Source organism: Herbidospora daliensis (assembly GCF_001570585.1).
In the GTDB taxonomy this organism is placed as follows: Bacteria; Actinomycetota; Actinomycetes; order Streptosporangiales; family Streptosporangiaceae; genus Herbidospora; species Herbidospora daliensis.
Genome location: NZ_BBXF01000002.1, coordinates 136,823 through 156,497, shown reverse-complemented (window position 1 = coordinate 156,497; position 19,675 = coordinate 136,823). Strand labels below are relative to the sequence as shown.

Here is a 19,675-nt window from a genome sequence, read left to right as displayed (position 1 = left end):
GGTCACCTCCGGGGCAACCACACCCGCATCGTCGCGGGGCCGTGGTTGCCCCACTGGTAGTAGGGGCGCAGCCGCAGCCTGACCGGTTCGGTCTCGGTCTTGGCCCGCGGCCCGTACGGCCAGGGCCGGTCTTCGGCCGCGGTCAGGTGGGCGTCCACCTCGATCTCCTCGTCGACGACCTCGGGGGCGTGTGAAGTGTCGACCGTGATCCGGGTCAGCGGCGGCTCGTCGCCGGGGGACTCGGCGCAGTAGACGAGCGGGCCGCGCTCGATCGCGACGCAGCCGCGCAGCGCGTCGATCCGGGGGTCGGGTTCGACCCAGCGCGGGGTCATCCGCAGGTCGACCGATACCTCCTCGCCGGGCGCCCAGACCCGCGACCACTCGGCCGTGCCGCCGCCCGCCCAGATCGGCAGCCGCAACGACAGCACCTTCAGCCGGTCGGGGGCCTGGAGCACGCGCATCGTCGCGGCGCCCTGCCACGGCATCTCGGTGTCCACCTCGACCACGAATCCGTCGTGCTCGACGCGGGCCGGGGTCAGGTGGTGGATCTGCACGCCGGCGTCGGTGCCGGTCGCGACGTAGGCGGGCAGGGCGGCGAAGGTGCGCGCCAGGTTGGTGGGGCAGCAGGACACCGCTCGCCAGGAGGCCCGCAGTCCGCCGTCCGCGCGCGGGCTGACTCCCGATGTGGCCTCTCCGGCGACTCTGACCTGCAGGGGGTTGGTGTAGAAGAACGACCGGCCGTCGAGCGCGGGCCCGGCGGCGATGACGTTGTAGAAGGTGCGTTCGGCCTGGTCGGCGTAGCGGCGGTTGCCGGTCGCCAGCAGCAGGCGGTGCGACAACATGAACGAGGCCACTCCGGCGCACGTCTCGTTGTAGGCGCGGTCGGGCGGCAGCTCCCAGTCCTCGCCGAACGCCTCGCCGTTGTGCCGCGACCCCATGCCGCCGGTGAGGTGGGTGCGGCGGGCGACGGTCCGCTCCCACTGGCGTTCGACCAGGTCGAGCAGGTCGCGGTCGTTGGTCTCGACGGCCAGGTCGACCACCGCCGCGGCCAGGTAGAGGGCCCTGACGGCGTGGCCGCGGAACACCTCGGCCTTCCTGATCGGTACGTCGTCCTGGAAGTACTCCCGCCCCAGTTCGATGTCGGCCAGCGCCGGGGTGCCCCGGCGGTCGACGAACCGGCGGGCCATCTCCAGGTAGCGCTCGGCCCGGGTGACCCGGTAGAGCTCGATCAGGGCCATCTCGACCTCGGGGTGCCCGCAGACCGCCCGGCTGGTCAAGAACACGTCGCAGACGTGGTCGGCGGCGCGTTTCGCCAGCTCGAAGAGCTCGCCGCCGCCGGACGCCCGCGCCTGGGCCACCCCCGCCTGGATGAGGTGGCCGTAGCAGTAGAGCTCGTGGCCCCACTCGAGGTCGCTGTAGCGGGCGTGGCCCCACTTCGTGTTCAGGTAGCCGTCGGGCTGCTGGGCGCCGGCGATCACCGTGGTCAGTTCGTCGAGGCGGGGGTCCTTGGTCCAGGCCATGCCCTCCATCAGCTTGTAGACCTCGGAGTCGCTGAACTCCCGGCCCCGGCGCGCGACGCCGGTGAAGTTGGCGACCCAGCCGACCCGGCCGATCCATTCGTAACAGTGGTCGATGATCGTCTCGGTGGGCAGCGAACCCCAGAAGCCGGGATTCAGACGTACCGAAGAGACCCCCAGAGGCGTCAGCACGCCGCCCGACGGAACGACAGGACTATCCACGCAGAGCTCCCGACATGAATCCGCGCACGTAGTGGCGCTGGAGAACGAGGAACAGGACCAGGCACGGAACGGCCATGACCATGACGCCCGCCTGGAGCACGCCGTAGTCGATCGCGCCGAAGGTGCGCTGCGTCATGCTCACCACGGCCACCGGCAGCGGGAAGCTCGCCCCGTCGCTGAGCAGGATCAACGGCGCGAAGAAGTCGTTCCACGACGCCAGGAACGCGAACAGCCCGACGGTCACCAGGCCCGGCCTGACGGCGGGCAGCAGCACCGTCAGCAGCACCTTCAGCGACCCCGCGCCGTCGACGAGCGCCGACTCCTCGATCTCGCGCGGGATCGCCTCGAACGAGTTGCGCATCATGTACAGCGCGAACGGCAGCTGGAACATGACGAACACCAGGCTCAGCCCGAGCAGCGAGTTCTGCAGCCCGACGTAGTCGAGCAGCACGTAGAGCGGGATCAGGATGGTCGCGTAGGGCACCATGAGGATCGCCAGCGCGGTCAGGAACAGCAGGTTCTTGCCGGGGAACTGGAACCGCGCGAACGCGTAGCCGCCCAGGGTGGCGACGACCAGCGTGCCGACGACGGTCAGGCCCGACAGCGCCAGGCTGTTGCCGACGTAGGTCGCCAGCCCCTCGCCGAAGCCGATGATGCTCCGGTAGTGGGTCAGGGTGAAGCCCTCGGGCCCCTGCACCGACGCCCAGCCGCTCCAGATGAGCGGGAACAGGAAGATGACGGCCAGCGCGAGCCGGGGAGAGTAGTACCTCACTTGGTCGTCGCCCCCCTCAGGATGCGCATCTGGACGGCGTTCAGGGCGACCAGCACGACCAGCAGCACCACCGACAACGCCGCCGCGCCGCCCAGGTCGAAGCGGAAGAACGCGTTGCGGTAGACGACCATCACCATCGACACCGTGCTGTTGTCGGGCCCGCCGTTGGTGAAGATGAAGAACTGGTCGAAGGCCAGCAGCGACCCCGTGATCGACAGGATCAGCATCAGCGCCAGCGTCGGCCGCAGCAGCGGCAGGGTGATCCGGGTGAAGATCTGCCAGCGGTTGGCGCCGTCGGCGCGAGCCGCTTCGTACACCTCGATCGGGATCGCCTGGAGACCGGTCAGCAGGATCAGCATGTTGAACCCCGCGAACCTCCACAACACCAGCAGGATCGTCGAGGTCAGCGCCATGTTCGGGGAGCCGATCCAGTTGACGCCGAGGAAGCCGAACGGGCCGAAGTCGTTGTTCAGCAGGCCGTAGAACAGCAGCGCCGCCGCGGCGAACCCGACCGCTCCGGGCAGGAAGAACGCGGTACGGAAGAAGCCGACCCCCGGTCGGCGATCCTGCACCAGCAGCGCCAGGCCCAGCGCCACCGCCGAGAGCAGGATCGTGATGATCACCGTGTACTTCAGGGTGAACAGCACCGAGTCGAGGAACAGCGGGTCGTCGGGGATCTTCGTGTAGTTGGCCGGCGCGTTGGGCCTGGCCGGGCCCAGCAGCGGCCACTTGTGCAGCGACATGACCACGACGAGCACCAGCGGCGCGATGAACAACACCGCCACGATGATCGCCGTGGGAGCGGCGTACGCCCACCCGGCCAGCGCACGGCTGCGCCGGAACCGGGTGGGCCTCGTCAGGACGTCGTTCACTGGGTGAGCGACTGGTTGAGGGTCTCGTTGAGTTCGGGCAGCTTCGAGGCGTCTCCGAACAGCGCCTCACGGGCGAACCTGAGCCACGGCCCCTGCGGGTCGTTGTACGTCTCCCCGAACTTCAGCGCGTAGGGCGTCTGGCCCTTGCCGACGAGCGAGTTGATCAGCACCACCCGCGGGTCCTCGGCCGAGTACTTGTTGTCGGCCAGGTCGGTGCGGGCGACCACGTCCTTGTTCTTCGCCATGATCTCGACCTGGGCCTCGTCGGAGACCGTCCAGGACAGGAACTCCCAGGCGGCGTCGACGTTCTGCGAGGTCGAGGAGATGCCCACGGAGTCGCCGCCGACGAACGTCGACTCGCCGCCGTCGGGCCCGGCGATGGGGGCGACGCCGATCTTCATGTCGGCCGGCATCGAACCGAGCGTGGTGGACGGCATCGGCATGACGCCGATCTCGCCCTTCGGGAAGAAGCCGGTCCAGGTCGGGCCCTGCTCCTCCTTGGTGGTCGGGCCGGTGACGCCGTTGTCGTACAGGCCCCGGTAGATGGAGAACACGTCGGTCATGGGGGAGGAGGCCACGGTCGACGCGGTGCCCTCGGCGTTCATGACCGTGCCGCCGGCCGCCCAGACCGAGGGCCAGAAGGTGAAGACGTAGCAACCGCCGCAGTTGCCGCCGAAGAAGGTGCCGTGCACCTTGCCGTCGGCGCCGAGCTTCTCCTGGACGGTGGTGGCCTGCGCGGCGAACTCCTTCAGGGTGGTCGGGCCCTTCTCGGGGTCGAGCCCGGCCTTCTCGTACAGGTCCTTGTTCCAGAACCAGACCGACAGGTCGAGGGTGTGCGGCAGGGTGTACTGACGCCCCTCGTAGGTGCCGAGCTTCATGTGCGAGGGGGCTAAGGCGTCCTTGAACGGCAACGCCGCGATGCGGTCGGTGACGTCGGCGAACAGGCCCTGCGAGGTGTAGTTGGGCACGAAGATGACGTCGGCCGCGAACACGTCGGGCAGCTGCTTGGCCCCGGCCGCGGCGGCGATGCGCGGCTGGTAGTTGTCCGTCGGAATGACGGTGAGTTTGACCTGGTTCGTGTGAGACTTGTTGTACGCCTCCACCAGGCGCTCACTCTGCGCCTGGGTGGCCGCCCGGGTCCACATCGTGATGGTGGTCGGACCCGAAGCAGCCGTGCCACCGGGGGCGCTCTCCTCCGGGGCGGCAGAACCACATGCGGCCATGGATGTCGCGAGGAGCGCCGACGCGGCGAGCGCGGGGAGTCTTCTGAGCATGGGGGGTTCCTCTCGACCGAAAAACTGAAAAGGTTTTCGGAAATGTAGCCGCAACATACGCCCCGATCGGGGACGTGTGAAGCCCTTGCTCTGTCACAAATGCGCAGCTACCTTCTGCGGGTATACCACCACTACGGAAAAGGCTTTCGATGCAACGTATCGCCACGATCAGCGACGTGGCCCACCTGGCCGGGGTGTCGATCGCCACCGCGTCGAAGGCGCTCAACGGCAAAGACCAGGTCCGCGCCGAGACCCGGCAGCGGGTCCTGGAGGCGGCCGAGCAGTTGTCGTTCCGGCCCAACCCGGCCGCCCGCAGCCTGCTGGGCGGCCCCACCAAGACCGTCGGCCTGCTGACCAGCGACAGCGTCGGCCGTTTCGGCATCCCGGTCCTGCTCGGCGCGGAGGACGCCTTCGGCGCCGGCGAGATGGCCGTGCTGCTCTGCGACGCCCGCGGCGACTCGATCCGGGAGCAGCACTACATCCGCACCCTGCTGGCCCGCCGCGTCGACGGCATCATCGTCGTGGGCGAGAGCACCGACGCCCGTCCGTCGATCACCCGCGACCTGGGCGTCCCGGTGGTCTACGCCTACGGTCCCTCCGACGACCCCGACGACGTGTCGTTCGTCCCGGACGACCTCGAAGGCTCCCGCACGGCCATCAAGCACCTGGTGACCCTGGGCCGCCGCCGGATCGCGCACGTCACCGGCCTGGCGACCTACCAGGCGGCCCGGGAACGGGCCGAAGGCGCCGCCGCCGCGCTCGCCGACGCGGGCCTGGAGCCTGGCCCGGTGTTCTGGGGCCAGTGGTCGCAGCGCTGGGGCCGCCAGGCCGCCGCGATGGTGCTGCACGCCGACCCCGAGGTCGACGCGGTGTTCTGCGGCAGCGACCAGATCGCGGCCGGGTTCATCGAGGCGGCGAGGGAGCGCGGCCGGCGCGTCCCGGAGGACATCGCCGTCGTCGGCTACGACAACTGGGAGGTGCTGGCCGCCGAGAGCCGGCCTCCGCTGACCACGATCGACCCCAACCTGGAGGTGCTCGGCCGCACGGCGGCGCAGCACCTGTTCGCGGCCATCGACGGGCGGGCGACGCCAGGCGTGCACCGCATGCCGGTCCAGCTCGTCATCCGCGACTCCACCTGATCCAAGCACCGCCATCCGGGTGGTGCTCCAGAGATGTTAGCGCTAACATCGAGGAAGGAACCGCTCCCGTGAAACGCCGATTAGCCATCCTGACCCTGCTCCTGCTCGGCACCACGGCCATCCCCGCCCAGGCGGCCGCCCCCATCACCACCCAGATCTACACCGCCGACCCCGCGGCGCTCGTCGTCGGCGACACGCTCTACCTCTACACCGGCCACGACGAGGCCTCGTCCAGCGGCCAGAACTTCGTCATGCGCGACTGGCACGTCTACTCCTCCACCGACGCCGCCACCTTCACCGACCAGGGCGCCCGCCTGGCGATCTCGAACTTCTCGTGGGCCGGCCTCGACGCCTGGGCCGGCGAGGTCGAACGCGGCGCCGACGGCCGCTACTACTGGTACGTCTCCATCAACGGCAACGGCCCCGGCTGGATGAACATCGGCGTGGCCGTGGGCGACAGCCCCACCGGCCCGTTCACCGACGCCATCGGCGGCCCGCTGATCAGCGACTCGACCCCGAACTCGTCACCGCTGAACATCGACCCGACCGTCTTCCGCGACGACGACGGCCAGGTCTACCTGTACTGGGGCTCCTACTACGGCCTGCGCGCCGCCCGCCTGAACAGCAACATGACCTCTCTCCAGGGTTCGGTCGTCACCCCCTCGGGGGTGTCGAACTTCTGGGAGGCGCCGTGGATGTTCAAGCGCAACGGCGTCTACTACCTGGCCTACGCGGCCAACGACTCCGGCTGCGCCAGCCCGGGATACGCCTGCATCCGGTACGCGACCGCGTCGAACCCGCTCGGCCCGTGGACCCATCGCGGGGTGGTGCTCGACATGGTCAGCTCGACGACCAACCACCCGGCGATCATCGAGTTCAAGGGCCAGTGGTACATGGTCTACCACAACGCCGCAGCCCCGGGCGGCGGCAACTTCCGCAGGTCGGTGACGCTCGACAAGCTCTACTTCAACGCCGACGGGACGATGCAGAAGGTCGTGCAGACCTCCGGCGGCGGCGGCGGAAACCTCGCCGCGACCGCGACGGCCTCCACCTCCTACGTCTCCTCGTGGGAGACGCTGAGCGCGATCAAGGACGGGTTCACGCCGACGAACTCGGCCGACCGGTCCCACGGCGTCTACGGCAACTGGAACCAGCAGGGCACCCAGTGGGTCGAATACCGCTGGCCCACCGCGCAGAACATCTCGAAGAGCGCCGCCTACTGGTTCGACGACAACCAGGGCATCGACCTGCCGGCGTCGTGCCAGCTCCAGTACTGGAACGGATCGTCCTACGTGAACATCGGCTCGTGCGGCGTCGCCGCCAACCAGTTCAACACGATGACGTTCCCGCAGATCTCGACCACCCGGCTCCGGCTCAACATGACCTCTCGTACCGGTTTCTCGACCGGCATGATCGAATGGACGGTGGGCGTGTGAGACTCCTCCGCGTATCCGCAGCTCTGGCACTGTTAGCCGGGCTGATCGTCGCAGGACCGGCCGCCTCGGCGGCGCAGACGATCGGCTTCCCCACGTTCGGCGGCGGGACCATCCCGGCCGCCCCGGTGTCCTACACGACCGGCGACATGATGCGGGCCATGTACGACGCCGAATCCTCCGGCACCGACTTCTGGATGGACCGCCTCCTCGGCAGGACGGGCAGCGACCCGGCCGGGAACTGGCTGATGACGCGGGGCCGGGCGCTCTACATGAAGACGCACAACCCCGGCACGCTCGGCTTCTCCGGCCAGGTGGCGTACTGGGAGGCGATCGGCGGATCGTCCGCCTTCACGGTCGCGATCACCCCGGGGACCTTCTCCGAGCAGGTCTCCCAGCGGTTCCAGGCGCCGTCGTACTGGCGCAGCGTGCACACGAGCGGGTCACTCGTGGTGACGCAGCAGAAGTTCATCACCAACAACAACGTCGCCGTGGCGAACCTCTCGATCGTCAACAACGGCACGTCGTCGTCGACCCTGCAACTGCGGGCCACCTCGCCCTATGCCACCAGCGGCTCGGGCAGTGAGCTGACGGGGCAGGTGAACGCGTACAACAACCTGACCACGCTGTTCCCCCGGCTCGGCGGAGACGGCTTCAGCGTCAGCAGCGGCGGCCTGAACCGGTCGGTCACCGTGGCGCCGGGCGCGACCGTCACCGCGAAGGTCGTGATGGGCTTCGTCACGAACGAGATCCCCGACTCGCTGACCGAGTACAACGCCTACCGGGGCTACACCAACGCCACGGCCTTCGCGACGCACGTACGGGCCTACAACCTGTGGTGGGCGCAGAACCTGCCGTACATCGACCTGGCGGAACCGGCGATCAAGAAGAACGTCTACTACCGCTGGTGGTTGATGCGCTACAACAACCTCGACGCGGACATCCCCGGCCAGACGTTCCAGTTCCCGGTGTCGATGGAGGGCGTGCTCGGCTACAACAACGCCATCGCGCTCACCCAGCCGATGCACATCGACGACCTGAAATACCTGCGCACCCCGCTCTACGCCTACGGCAACTGGTTGTCGACCGGGCAGACGTCCAGGAACGGCCGTTTCATGGACAACCCCGGCGACCCGGAGAACTGGTCGAACAGCTACACCCAGTACATCTCCGAAGCGGCCTGGCGCGCCTACCAGATCCACGGCGGCCAGCCCGCCATCGCCGGCGCCCTCGCCCGCTACGCCGAACGCGACGTCAAGGGCCAGCTCAGCTACTACGACACCGACAACAACAAGCTCATCGAGTACGACTGGGGCGCCCTCACCGGCAACGACGCCGACGCGGTCTCGTTCCACTGGAAGCCGGGGCGGATGGACCGCGCCGAATCGGCCTACCAGTACAGCGGCGCACTGGCGTCGGCCCAGGCCTACGAGGCGGTCGGCAACACCGCCAAGGCCACCGAGATGCGCACCCTGGCGACCGACATCCAGAACGCCATCGTGAACGTCTTGTGGAACCCGTCGCGCCAGCTCTTCGAACACCGGCTGAAGTCGACCAACGAGTACGTGCCGTGGAAGGAGATCAACAACTACTACCCCTTCTCCGTCGGCGCGATCCCCAACACCGCGACCTACCGGCAGGCGCTGCGGCTCTACGACGACCCCGCGCAGTATCCGATCTTCCCCTTCTACACCGCCAACCAGGTCGACAAGGCCGCCGCCGCGGCCCAGGGCGAACCCGGGTCGAACAACTTCTCCACCATCAACTCGACCGTGCAGTTCCGCCTCTACTCGTCGGTCCTGCGCAACTACCCGAACACGTGGATGACGGCCACCGACTACAAGAAACTCCTGTACTGGAACACCTGGGCCCAGTACGTCGGCGGCAACACCGCCTGGCCCGACGCCAACGAGTTCTGGGCCGACTGGAACGGCTCCACGGTCCAATACCGGTCGTGGATCCACCACAACATCCTCGGCAGCAGCAACTGGACGGTCATCGAGGACGTCGCCGGCCTGCGCCCCCGCAACGACGCCAAGGTGGAACTCTCCCCGATCAACATCGGCTGGACCCACTTCACCGTCAACAACCTGCGCTACCGCAACGCCGACCTGACCATCACCTGGGACGACCCCGCTGACGGGGTGACCCGATACCCGGGCGTGCCCCAGGGCTACTCGATCTTCATCAACGGGACCCGCGTCGCCACGGTGAACTCCCTGGTGCCCTTCACGTGGGACCCGGCGACCGGTGCCGTGACGACGTCGGGAACCGTCGCCTACAACCAGGCGTACTCGGGCCTCCAGACGCCGTCGCAGGTGTCGTTCACGAGCGGCCGGATGACCGACGTGCTGGCCAAGGCCGGCATCAACGTCGCCGCCGGGCTCATCCCCGCCTCCGGGAGCGCCTCGACGACGGCGTCGGGATCCGGCACGGCCGGCGCGGTCGACGGCTTGCCGGTCAACGAGCCGTTCTGGGGCGGGACCGGGTCGACGAGCGACTGGTACGAGCTGAACCTGGGCTCGTCGCAGCCGGTCAACGAGGTGCGGTTGTGGTTCAAGGACTCGCGGCCCGCGTCGGGGACGTATCGGGCGCCTTCTTCGTACACGATCCAGTATCTGAACGGGTCGACGTGGACGGCGGTGCCGTCACAGACGAAGACGCCTGCGACGCCACGGGCGAACTACAACGTGGTGACCTTCCCGTCGGTGACGGCGGCCCGGGTTCGGGTGCAGGTGACCCACGCGGGGAGTGCCAAGACCGGGTTGACGGAGGTCGCGGCCTACAACCGCGGCGGCACCCCGCCGCCTGTCACCAACCTGGCCTTGTCGGCGACTCCCTCGGCTTCTTACACGTCGTCGTGGGAGACGGTGGCGGCGTTGAACGACGGTGCTCAGCCGCCTTCGTCGAACGACACGGTGAATCCCCGGTGGGGGACGTGGCCGGAGACCGGGCAGCAGTGGGCCGAGCTGACGTGGCCTGCTGCTCAGACGCTCGGGCGGGCGGAGGTGTACTTCTTCGACGACGAGCAGGGGATCGACATGCCTTCGGCGTGGAAGCTCCAGTACTGGAACGGGTCGTCTTACGTGGATCTGCCGGGGTCTTATGGGCTGGCGAAGAACCAGTTCAACTCGGTTTCGTTCACGGCTGTTAGCAGCACCCGCCTGAGAGTGGTGCTGACCAGCACGGGGACGGCGTCGCTCGGGCTTCTTGAAGTGCGGGCGTTCGCGAACTAGGTCTATCGGCGGGTGCCGTCACTCTCCTGGACGGCACCCGCTCCCAGTAAGGCGGACATCCCCTGTGGCTTTATCGGTCATGGGCGCCGCAGTTCCTTAATCAGGGCAACCGCCTGATCGAGTCGGCGGTCATTCCGAATCGCCGACGGGCGCGGCGGATTTAGCCGTTTAGCGGAATATGTCCTCTAGCTGCTCCGCGGAGATCGCCCGTTGTGCCCAGACCTCGAGTTTGTCGGGATCGGTGCATTCGGCGATTTGGCTGCGCGTCTCGGCGGTCAGAACGAAACCGCGGTGCTCGATGGTGAACAGGAGCATTTTGCGGAAGGTCTCGATTTGCCCGACGGTTTGCCCATCGGCCTGGCCGGCCGCGTAATTCGTCACCGCGACGATGCTGTGGCGTTCGGGCTCGATCATCGTCATGAGAGTCTCCAGCTCCCTCTTCGCGGCCTCAGACAGACGCTTGGCCACGTACTCAACGTACACGACGGTCTTGGACGGCTCGATGGCGTTCAGCGCGTGGACGACCGCTTCGAGCACGTCGCGGTTGTGATCTCCGTGAACCGCGCCCGACAGCACCGCCAGTTCGGGCGACTCGCGGGCGACCTGGGGATCGGTGATGACGGGAACGGCGTCGGGGCCGATCACCAGCGGGGTCAGAGCCAGGCCGGGATGGCCGATCTGGATGGGCGCGGTGTATCGGCGGGCGGTCTTCCGGTCGGGGGCGTAGACCACGAGTGTGGTGGGGCAGCGGCGGCGGGCCCAGAGATTGGCGACGTAGGGGAACCAGTCGTAGATCTTGTCCTTTTCGAATCGGAGCTGGACTTCGACGATCACGGCCATGACGACTTTGTCGCCGTTGAGGAGAAGGACCACCGAGTCGCAATGGTGCTCGGTGACCTTGGTTTCGTTGAGTGCGGAGGAGTCGACACGAAGCGAGGTGTGTTTCGGGGGATCGACTCCTAATTCGGTGAGGAATCGGGTGACGAGTGATGGCGAATCCCGGATGAGTTCCAGGGGGACCTCGTGCTCGGTTGACACCATGGCGAGGAATTTACCTGACCCGAATCGAACTGGCGATCGAACATTTCTGGCGAAATTCGGGCCAATATCGACAATTCGCGAGTGAAATATTATGGCCGCGTGGCTAAGCCGTTTGTCCGCCATCGAGGGGGATCCTGGCCCCGTTGAGGTAGCCCGACTCGTCCCCCGCGAGGAAGACGGCCAGGTCGGCGACGTCGGTCACGGTTCCGATGCGGCGAGACGGGATGGCTTCCAGGTCGACGTGCGGCTGCGCGGGCAGCGACATCGGCGCGTCGACGACCGGCAGCGTCACCGCGTTCGCGGTCAGCCCGTGGGGCCCGTATTCGTGCGCCCACGTCTGCGTCAGGTTCTCCAGCGCCGCCTTGCTGGCGTTGTAGACCGACGCCCCCGGCCAGGCCCTGCGCACCCCCGAACTGGAGATGTTCACGATCCGCCCACCGGGCTTCCTGATCAGGTACGGCACCACGTCCCGCGTGACCAGGAACGCCGCCCGGAAGTTGAGCTCCACGATCCGGTCGAACTCGTCGTCGGTCACCTGATCGGTCACCGCCTCCCCGAAGGCGGCGGCGTTGTTGACCAGCACGTCCAGCCCGCCAAGCGTCTCGACGGCCGCGACGAGGGCCTTGCGGGTATCGGGCGAGGTCAGGTCACCCGGCACGAACGTGGCGGTCCCGATCTCACGAGCGATCCGCTGCCCGAGGTCGGCCCGCCGCCCGGTGAGCACCACGGTCGCCCCCTCGGCGGCGAAACGCCGCGCGATGCCCTCGCCGATGCCCGAGGTGCCGCCGGTGACGAGCGCGATCTTGCCTGTAAGTCTCATGGCTCCGACGCTAGGAGCCTGGCGTACATAAGATCAAAGACCGATTCCCGATGCGTCGATAAGCTGATCGCATGAACTTCGAGCTGCGCCACCTGGAGGGCTTCGTCGTCCTGGCCGAGGAGCTGCACTTCGCCCGCGCCGCCGAACGTCTCCACATCGCCCAGCCGGCCCTGTCCCAGCAGATCCAGAAACTGGAGTCGGTCCTGGGCGTCGACCTCCTCATCAGGGAGAAGCGCCGCACCCGCCTGACCCACGTCGGCGAGCTCTTCCTGATCGAGGCCCGCCGCACCCTGGCTCAGGCCAAGGCGGCGCAGGCGGTCGCCGAGCGGGCCAGACGCGGCGAGCTGGGGCGGCTGAGGGTGGCGTACATGCCGACGACCTCGTCGGGCCCCTTCCTCGCCATGCTCGCCGCCTTCCGCGACCGCCACCCCGGCGTGGAGATCGACCTGCTCGAACTCCCGCTGGGCACGACGGGTCAGCCGCCCGACGTGGACGTCGCCTTCATCTCCCGCATCGGCGACATCGTCTGCCCGGAGGGCACGATCCTCTCCGTCGAACCGTTCATCGCCGCCCTGCCGGTGAACCACCGCCTGGCGTCCCACCCGGTCATCGAGCTCGCCGACCTGGCCGGGGATCCGTTCGTCGTGCTCGACCTGGACGACTGCCCCCAGTGGGCGGAGACCGTCCACGGCATGTGCGCGGGGGCGGGATTCCGTCCCGACGTCACCCACCGCGTCTGCCAGGTCTCCACCCAGCTCATGAGCGTCGCAGCTGGACTGGGCGTCGCCCTGGTCCCGGCCTCGACGGAGGGGCTGCGCAGGGAAGGTGTGGCCTTCGTCCCGCTGAAGGGCCCGACGGCGACGATCACCGCCGCGGCCCTGTGGCGAGCCTCCGACCTGTCACCGGTCCTGGCAAGATTCGTCGCGAGCCTGCCTACGGAAGACGTTCGTGGCGTGCCAGGCGAAGTAGCCCCTGCTTGAGTCCTGCCACACCGCCACAGGGCGTCCGGCGAGGCGGCTCGCGCGATCGTGCAGGTCGGGGTGGCTGGCGAGTTCGGGGCTGAGCTCGACCAGGCCGTCGTCCGAGATCTTGATGTAGCCGTGCTCGTAGAGGCTGTCGCAGCCCAGCGTGCACGCCAGCATGGCCACGTTGTCGAGATCCCGCCGTTCCCGCTCGTCGCAGTCGGTGCGCCTCTTGATGTGCGCCGCCACGAGAAGCCGCTCGGGCAACTCGGCCCCGCACAGCGCGCATCTGGCTCCGCCGCGGATCAGCAGCCTTCGGAGCATCGCCTGTTCGCCGCGCCTGGCGACGGTGGCCTCATAGGTCAGCGCGCCCGTGAAGTCGCGGCGGGCCGCCGCCGTGTCGGTCAGGCCGACCGCTCCCAGTAGCGCGGCCTCGTCGACGCCGTCGAAGTAGTCGTGCAGCAGCTGATCGACCACGAGGTCGGCGGCGTCCCGCGAACGGGTCAACAGATCATGGATGGCTGGCCGGAAGCCGCCCCTGATGGCCGGATCCGCAGAGTTCAACCATGTCAGGTGGCGAGTGCCCTCTTCGGGCGGGGTCTCGGACAGTTCCCAGAGCGGGGTGTTGCGCAGGGCGAAGAACGGATAGTGCGGGGTGGCGGCGTCGCCCGCTCGGCCGAACTGCCGTATCAGGCCGGCGACCTTCCGCTTGACCTCGGGCCACTCCGCCATGCGTTCCTCGCCCCGGACCGCCCTGCCGATGGCCCACAACAAGGTCAGCGGCTGATGGCGTTTGGGGGAGCCATCTCGTGAGGGCTGGACGTTCAATCTGATCACCGAGGCCAGAACGGTCTCGATGGGGCTGACCAAATCGGGTTCCACTCATGGTGATCGTTCACGACCGGGGCCGTGTCACACGTCGTGTGCGACACGGCCCCTTCGTGAACTAGCGGCGCGGTCGGGGCTGGACGTTCGGCGGGCCCGCGAACACCAGGTCAGCCTTGATCGAGTTGTACGCCCGCTTCGGCTGATAGTTCTCGTCGTACAGCGTCGCCAGGCCCTCCGGCGGGTTGGTGAACCACGTCGGCACCCACGAGTGCTTGTCCGTGAAGCCCCACACCGTGTACGACAGGCAGTTCCGGTTCAGCAGACACGCCTGCATCAGCACGCTGAAGTTCGACGCCGACGCCTGGAGGCGCGGGTTGATCTCGTTGGTGTCGCCCGACTGCACCCCGGCCGTCATCTGGCTGCGCACGTCGACCTCGGTCAGGGCGGAAACCATGCCCAGGTCGGAGAACGCGTCCAGGACCTCCTTCACCTGGAAGGTGTCGAAGTTCCCGTACTGGGTCCCCAGGTGGCCCTGGGAGCCGAAGCCGTCGATCGGCACGCCCTGGGCGCGCAGGTTCTTGATCAGGTTGTAGATGAACCACACCTTGTCGGAGGGGCCGCGGTCGCCGAAGGCCTCCATGTTGTAGTCGTTGTAGAACAGCAGCGCGTGGGGGTCGGCGGCGCGGGCCCAGCGGAAGGCGTCGGCGATGTAGGTCGGGCCGAGGTTCTGCGCCCAGAAGCCCTTCAGGTGGATCTCCGAGGGGCTGTCCCACGGGTCGCTGGCGGCCTCGTTGACGACGTCCCACTGCCAGATCTTGCCCTTGTAGCGCTTCACCACGGTCGTGATGTGCTTCTTGAGCAGGTCGCGCAGTTCGGTCTTGGAGATCGTGCCGTTGGCGACGCCTTCGGTCAGCCAGGCCGGCAGCTGGTTGTGCCACACGAGCACGTGGCCGCGGACCTTCTGGTTGTTCTTCTTGGCGAAGTCCATCAGCGCGTCGGCGGGGCCCCAGTTGTAGGTGCCGCGGGTGGGTTCGAGGCTCTCCCACTTCATGGCGTTCTCGTGGGTGACGCTGTTGAACTCCCGGGTGGCGATGGCCTTGTACTGCGGCTCCGCCAGGGCGTCGTTGCTGATCGCGGTGCCGATCGCCAGGTTGTGCCGGGCGGCCAGGGCTTTCAGGCTCTGGTCCTGTACGGCCGGGGGCCGCCCGTTAGCCGACACGGGTCCCTGGCTGAGCACAGCCACGAGTCCGAGCGCCGTGGCCGCGATGACCACCAGTCGTCTCATCGAACGTTCTCCTTTGGGGGGTCAGGCTCCAAAATGTTTCGGAGATGTTCCGAAATCGGATGCTAACCTTCTCGGGCAAAGTGAGAAAGACCCAGTTTGAGAAGCCGAAAAGTTTCGATGGTCTTGACACGCGGGGCGTTTGTTAAACTAGTCGGCAGGTCGAGAGGCGCTGCAACGGGCTGGTCAACGCCCGCCACGCTCGGCTGGAACCACCCCGACAAGGTCGCCTCTTCCATCGTTCGGAGGAGGCTCAGTGGATCTTCGTCAGCTGCTCGCCGACCGGGTCGCGGTGCTCGACGGCGCCTGGGGAACCATGCTCCAGGGCGCCGGGCTCACCCCTGCCGACTACGGTGACGAGCGCTACGCGGGTGACCCCGACATGCTCAACATCACCCGGCCCGACGTGATCCTCGACGTCCACCGGCAGTACCTCGCCGCCGGGGCCGACATCACCACGACCAACACCTTCACCGCCACGAGCTTCGGGCAGGCCGACTACGGCGCCGAGCACTTCGTGCGGGAGCAGAACCTCCAGGGTGCGCGGCTGGCGCGGCAGGCCGCCGACGAGTTCGGCGGGCGGTTCGTCGCGGGCTCGGTCGGTCCCCTCAACGTCACGCTCTCGTTGTCGCCGAAGGTCGAAGACCCGGCCTACCGGGCGGTGACGTTCGACCAGGTCAAGGCCTCCTACGTCGAGCAGATCGCGGCGCTCGACGAGGGCGGGGTCGACCTGCTGCTGATCGAGACCATCTTCGACACCCTCAACTGCAAGGCGGCCATCGCCGCGGCCCGCGAGGTCGCGCCGCACCTGCCGCTGTGGATCTCCGTCACCATCGTCGACCTGAGCGGGCGCACCCTCTCCGGGCAGACCGTCGAGGCCTTCTGGCGCTCGATCGAGGTCGCCGAGCCGCTGGTCGTCGGCGTCAACTGCTCGCTCGGCGCGACCGAGATGCGGCCCCACGTGGCCGAGCTCTCGAAGATCGCGGGCGTGTACGTCGCCAGCCACCCCAACGCCGGCCTGCCCAACGCGTTCGGCGGCTACGACCAGACGCCCGAGGAGACCGGCGCGCTGCTCGGCGAGTTCGCCCGCCAGGGCATGGTCAACATCGCCGGCGGCTGCTGCGGCACCACTCCGGCCCACATCGCCAAGATCGCCGAGGCGGTCAAGGGGCTCACGCCGCGTGAGGTGCCCGCGCCCGCGAAGGCCACCCGGTTCTCCGGCCTCGAACCGTTCGCGATCGGGCCCGACACCGGCTTCGTCATGATCGGCGAGCGCACCAACGTGACCGGCTCGGCCAAGTTCCGGCGGCTCATCGAGGGCAACGACCACCAGGCGGCCGTCGACGTCGCGCTGGAGCAGGTGCGCGGCGGCGCGAACCTCCTCGACGTCAACATGGACGCCGACCTGCTCGACAGCGAGCAGGCCATGACCACCTTCCTCAACCTGATCGCGACCGAGCCCGAGGTGGCCCGGGTCCCGATCATGGTCGACAGCTCGAAGTGGACGGTCCTCGAAGCCGGCCTCAAGTGCGTGCAGGGCAAGGGCGTCGTCAACTCGATCAGCCTCAAGGAGGGCGAGGAGGTCTTCCTCGACCACGCCCGGCAGATCAGGAACTACGGCGCCGGCGTCGTCGTGATGGCCTTCGACGAGCAGGGCCAGGCCGACACGACCGAGCGCAAGGTCGCGATCTGCGCCCGCGCCTACGACCTGCTCACCCAGCAGGCCGGGTTCGCGGCCGAGGACATCATCTTCGACCCCAACGTGCTGGCCGTGGCGACCGGCATCAGCGAGCACAACGCGTACGCGAAGAACTTCATCGACGCCCTCCCGCTGATCAAGGAGCGCTGTCCCGGGGTCCGCATCAGCGGCGGCATCTCGAACCTGTCGTTCTCGTTCCGGGGCAACGACGTCGTCCGCGAGGCGATGCACTCGGCGTTCCTGTTCCACGCCGTCAAGGCGGGGCTCGACATGGGCATCGTGAACGCCGGGCAGCTCGCCGTCTACCAGGACATCCCCGCCGAGCTGCTGGAACTCGTCGAAGACGTGATCTTCGACCGGCGTGAGGACGCCACCGACCGGCTCGTCTCCTACGCCGAGACCGTCAAGGGCAGCGGCACCGCCCGTGTCGTCGACCTGTCGTGGCGCGAGGCGCCCGTCGAAGACCGGCTGGCGCACGCGCTCGTCCACGGGATCGTCGACTTCATCGTCGAGGACACCGAGGAGGCGCGGCAGCAGGCGGCCCGGCCCCTCGACGTCATCGAGGGCCCGCTGATGGACGGCATGAAGATCGTCGGCGACCTGTTCGGCAGCGGCAAGATGTTCCTGCCGCAGGTCGTGAAGAGCGCCCGGGTGATGAAGCGCTCGGTCGCCTACCTCGAACCGTTCATGGAGGACGAGAAGTCCGAAACCGGCCAGGGCACCGTGGTGCTGGCGACGGTGAAGGGCGACGTCCACGACATCGGCAAGAACATCGTCGGGGTCGTGCTGGGCTGCAACAACTACAAGGTCATCGACCTGGGCGTGATGGTCCCCGCTGCCAAGATCCTCGAAGTCGCCGAGGCCGAGGGCGCCGACGTGATCGGCCTGTCGGGCCTGATCACGCCCTCGCTCGACGAGATGGTCTCGGTGGCCGGCGAGATGACCCAGCGCGGCATGTCGACCCCGCTGCTGATCGGCGGCGCGACGACGTCCAAGCAGCACACCGCGGTCCGCATCGCGCCCGCCTACAACCACCTCACCCTCCACGTGCTCGACGCCTCGCGCGTCGTCGGCGTGGTCTCCGACCTGCTCGACCCGGCGCGGGCCAAGGAACTGGCGATCTCGTCGAAGGCCGACCAGGAGCGGCTGCGCGTGCAGCACGAGACCCGCATCCGGCAGCCGCTGCTCTCGCTGAACAAGATCCGGGCCAACCGCACCGCCGTCTCCTACGACGACCTGCCGACGCCCGAGTTCACCGGCGTGCGCCGGGTGAGCCCCTCGATCACCGAGCTGCGCGAGTTCGTCGACTGGCAGTTCCTCGGGCTGGCCTGGGGCCTCAAGGGCAAGTACCCGGCGATCCTGGAGCGGCCCGAGGCGCGCGAGCTCTACGACGACGCGTTCGCCATGCTCGACCAGATCATCGCCGACGGCTCGTTCCGGGCCGAAGGGGTCTACGGCTTCTGGCCGGCCCACTCCGAGGGCGACGACATCGTCATCGGCGACCGCCGGTTCCCGATGTTGCGGCAGCAGACGCAGAAGCCCGAAGGCCGCCCCAACCGCTGCCTGGCCGACTGGGTGGCGCCCGAGGGCGACCACATGGGCGGCTTCGCGGTGGCGATCCAGGGCGCCGAGGTGCTCTCGGCCCGCTACGAGGCCGACAACGACGACTACAAGTCGATCATGGTGAAGGCGCTGGCCGACCGCCTGGCCGAGGCGTTCGCCGAGTGGATCCACCTGCGGGCCCGCCGCGAGTGGTTCGAGCCCGGCGCCGAGCCCGCGCTCGAAGACCTGCACGCCGAGAAGTTCCGCGGCATCCGCCCGGCGCTCGGCTACCCGGCCACGCCCGACCACAGCGAGAAGCGCGACCTGTTCGAGCTGCTCGGGGCCGACGAGGTCGGCATCGGCCTGACGGAGTCGTACGCGATGACCCCGGCGGCGGCGGTCAGCGGCCTGATCCTGCAGCACCCCGACGCCCGCTACTTCACGGTCGGCCGCCTCGACAAGGACCAGATCCACGACTACGCCGCCCGGCGCGGCATGCCGGTCGACGAGGTGGAGCGCTGGCTGCGCCCCAACCTCGCCTACGAGCCGTAAAGAGCCCCGGACGCCTTTCAACGGCCGCCGAGGTGCCGGTTCGGGCACCTCGGCGGCCGTCGCTCAGGCCCTAGGGCCGGGCGTCGCGGATGGTTCACTCATCCGCGTGCTCCATGGGGAACGAGTGGTGCTCGTGGGCGATCTGCCACGTCCCGTCGATCTTCTTGAGGCCGAAGGTGAGGCGCAGCCGCGCCGGGCCGTCGTCGGCGGCGTCGGCGCAGCGAGCCAGGGCGTGGGCGAACGCGACGTCGGTCCCCTCGACGACGTCGAGCGACTCGATGTCGAAGACCGCCCCCGAGCGCTGCCACTCGAAGAAGCCGGGCCAGGTGGCCCGGTAGGCGTCGAGGCCGCGCACCCCCTCGTACGGGGGCGGCACGTCGAACATGACCACGTCGTCGGTGTGGTGGGCGGTGACCTGCTCCAGGTCGCCGTCGTGGACCGCGCGGGCCCAGGTCTCGATCAGCTTGCGGATGTCGTCCATACC

The 19,675-nt window shown here is 68.3% G+C and carries 14 protein-coding genes; 5 read left to right on the top strand and 9 right to left on the bottom strand.

Features of this window, described 5'->3' with window-relative positions; genetic code table 11:
- Positions 1–2: 2 nt before the first annotated feature.
- Genes AW274_RS06990 through AW274_RS06975 form a run of 4 tightly spaced genes read right to left on the bottom strand, consistent with a single transcriptional unit; the run spans position 3 to position 4,657 of the window.
- Positions 3–1,739: a glycoside hydrolase family 127 protein gene (locus tag AW274_RS06990; RefSeq protein ID WP_062430273.1), complete on the bottom strand. Its 1,737-nt coding sequence runs from the start codon at positions 1,737–1,739 to the stop codon at positions 3–5.
- A complete protein-coding gene (locus AW274_RS06985; protein ID WP_062430272.1) occupies positions 1,732–2,511 on the bottom strand; it encodes a carbohydrate ABC transporter permease in 780 nt (259 codons plus the stop codon). Before AW274_RS06985 ends, AW274_RS06990 begins: the two co-directional genes overlap by 8 nt.
- Entirely contained in the window at positions 2,508–3,383 is an 876-nt protein-coding gene (locus tag AW274_RS06980) for a carbohydrate ABC transporter permease (RefSeq protein ID WP_062430271.1), read from the bottom strand. Before AW274_RS06980 ends, AW274_RS06985 begins: the two co-directional genes overlap by 4 nt.
- Positions 3,380–4,657 carry an ABC transporter substrate-binding protein gene (locus AW274_RS06975; RefSeq protein ID WP_062430270.1) on the bottom strand — a complete coding sequence of 426 codons (1,278 nt, stop codon included), beginning with the start codon at positions 4,655–4,657 and terminating at the stop codon, positions 3,380–3,382. The genes AW274_RS06980 and AW274_RS06975 overlap by 4 nt, the downstream gene beginning before the upstream one ends.
- Before the next feature lie 149 nt (positions 4,658–4,806).
- Here AW274_RS06975 and AW274_RS06970 point away from each other — a divergent pair, with 149 nt between their 5' ends.
- The 3 genes from AW274_RS06970 to AW274_RS06960 all read left to right on the top strand — a co-directional run bounded on the left by AW274_RS06970 (position 4,807) and on the right by AW274_RS06960 (position 10,465).
- Complete coding sequence (locus AW274_RS06970) at positions 4,807–5,796, top strand: LacI family DNA-binding transcriptional regulator (RefSeq protein WP_062430269.1); 990 nt, start codon at positions 4,807–4,809, stop codon at positions 5,794–5,796.
- A gap of 68 nt (positions 5,797–5,864) precedes the next feature.
- Complete coding sequence (locus AW274_RS06965) at positions 5,865–7,232, top strand: glycoside hydrolase family 43 protein (RefSeq protein ID WP_062430268.1); 1,368 nt, start codon at positions 5,865–5,867, stop codon at positions 7,230–7,232.
- On the top strand, positions 7,229–10,465 hold the full coding sequence (locus AW274_RS06960; protein ID WP_232320024.1) for a discoidin domain-containing protein: 3,237 nt from the start codon (positions 7,229–7,231) through the stop codon (positions 10,463–10,465). Before AW274_RS06965 ends, AW274_RS06960 begins: the two co-directional genes overlap by 4 nt.
- Before the next feature lie 168 nt (positions 10,466–10,633).
- On the opposite strand, the gene AW274_RS06955 is transcribed toward AW274_RS06960, so the two are convergent.
- Both AW274_RS06955 and AW274_RS06950 read right to left on the bottom strand, forming a co-directional pair.
- Positions 10,634–11,506 (bottom strand): hypothetical protein, encoded by an 873-nt coding sequence (locus tag AW274_RS06955; protein WP_063813164.1) that lies wholly within the window; start codon positions 11,504–11,506, stop codon positions 10,634–10,636.
- 103 nt (positions 11,507–11,609) lie between these two features.
- Positions 11,610–12,326, bottom strand: a complete 717-nt coding sequence (locus AW274_RS06950; RefSeq protein ID WP_062430265.1) for an SDR family NAD(P)-dependent oxidoreductase — start codon at positions 12,324–12,326, stop codon at positions 11,610–11,612.
- 71 nt (positions 12,327–12,397) lie between these two features.
- On the opposite strand from AW274_RS06950, the gene AW274_RS06945 reads away from it, so the two are divergent.
- The gene (locus AW274_RS06945) at positions 12,398–13,306 is read left to right on the top strand and encodes a LysR substrate-binding domain-containing protein (RefSeq protein ID WP_062430264.1); all 909 of its coding nucleotides are present in this window, start codon (positions 12,398–12,400) and stop codon (positions 13,304–13,306) included.
- On the opposite strand, the gene AW274_RS06940 is transcribed toward AW274_RS06945, so the two are convergent.
- On the bottom strand, positions 13,226–14,170 hold the full coding sequence (locus tag AW274_RS06940) for a phosphorothioated DNA-binding restriction endonuclease family protein (RefSeq protein ID WP_157519857.1): 945 nt from the start codon (positions 14,168–14,170) through the stop codon (positions 13,226–13,228). The genes AW274_RS06945 and AW274_RS06940 overlap by 81 nt on opposite strands.
- Positions 14,171–14,234: 64 nt before the next feature.
- Positions 14,235–15,401, bottom strand: coding sequence for an endo-1,4-beta-xylanase (locus AW274_RS06935; RefSeq protein ID WP_062430262.1), 1,167 nt, complete (start codon positions 15,399–15,401; stop codon positions 14,235–14,237).
- Between the two features lie 253 nt (positions 15,402–15,654).
- Here AW274_RS06935 and metH point away from each other — a divergent pair, with 253 nt between their 5' ends.
- A complete protein-coding gene (gene metH, locus AW274_RS06930; RefSeq protein WP_062430261.1) occupies positions 15,655–19,191 on the top strand; it encodes a methionine synthase in 3,537 nt (1,178 codons plus the stop codon).
- Between the two features lie 94 nt (positions 19,192–19,285).
- Here metH and AW274_RS06925 read toward each other — a convergent pair whose 3' ends face one another.
- Entirely contained in the window at positions 19,286–19,672 is a 387-nt protein-coding gene (locus tag AW274_RS06925) for a YybH family protein (RefSeq protein ID WP_062430260.1), read from the bottom strand.
- Positions 19,673–19,675 lie beyond the last annotated feature (3 nt).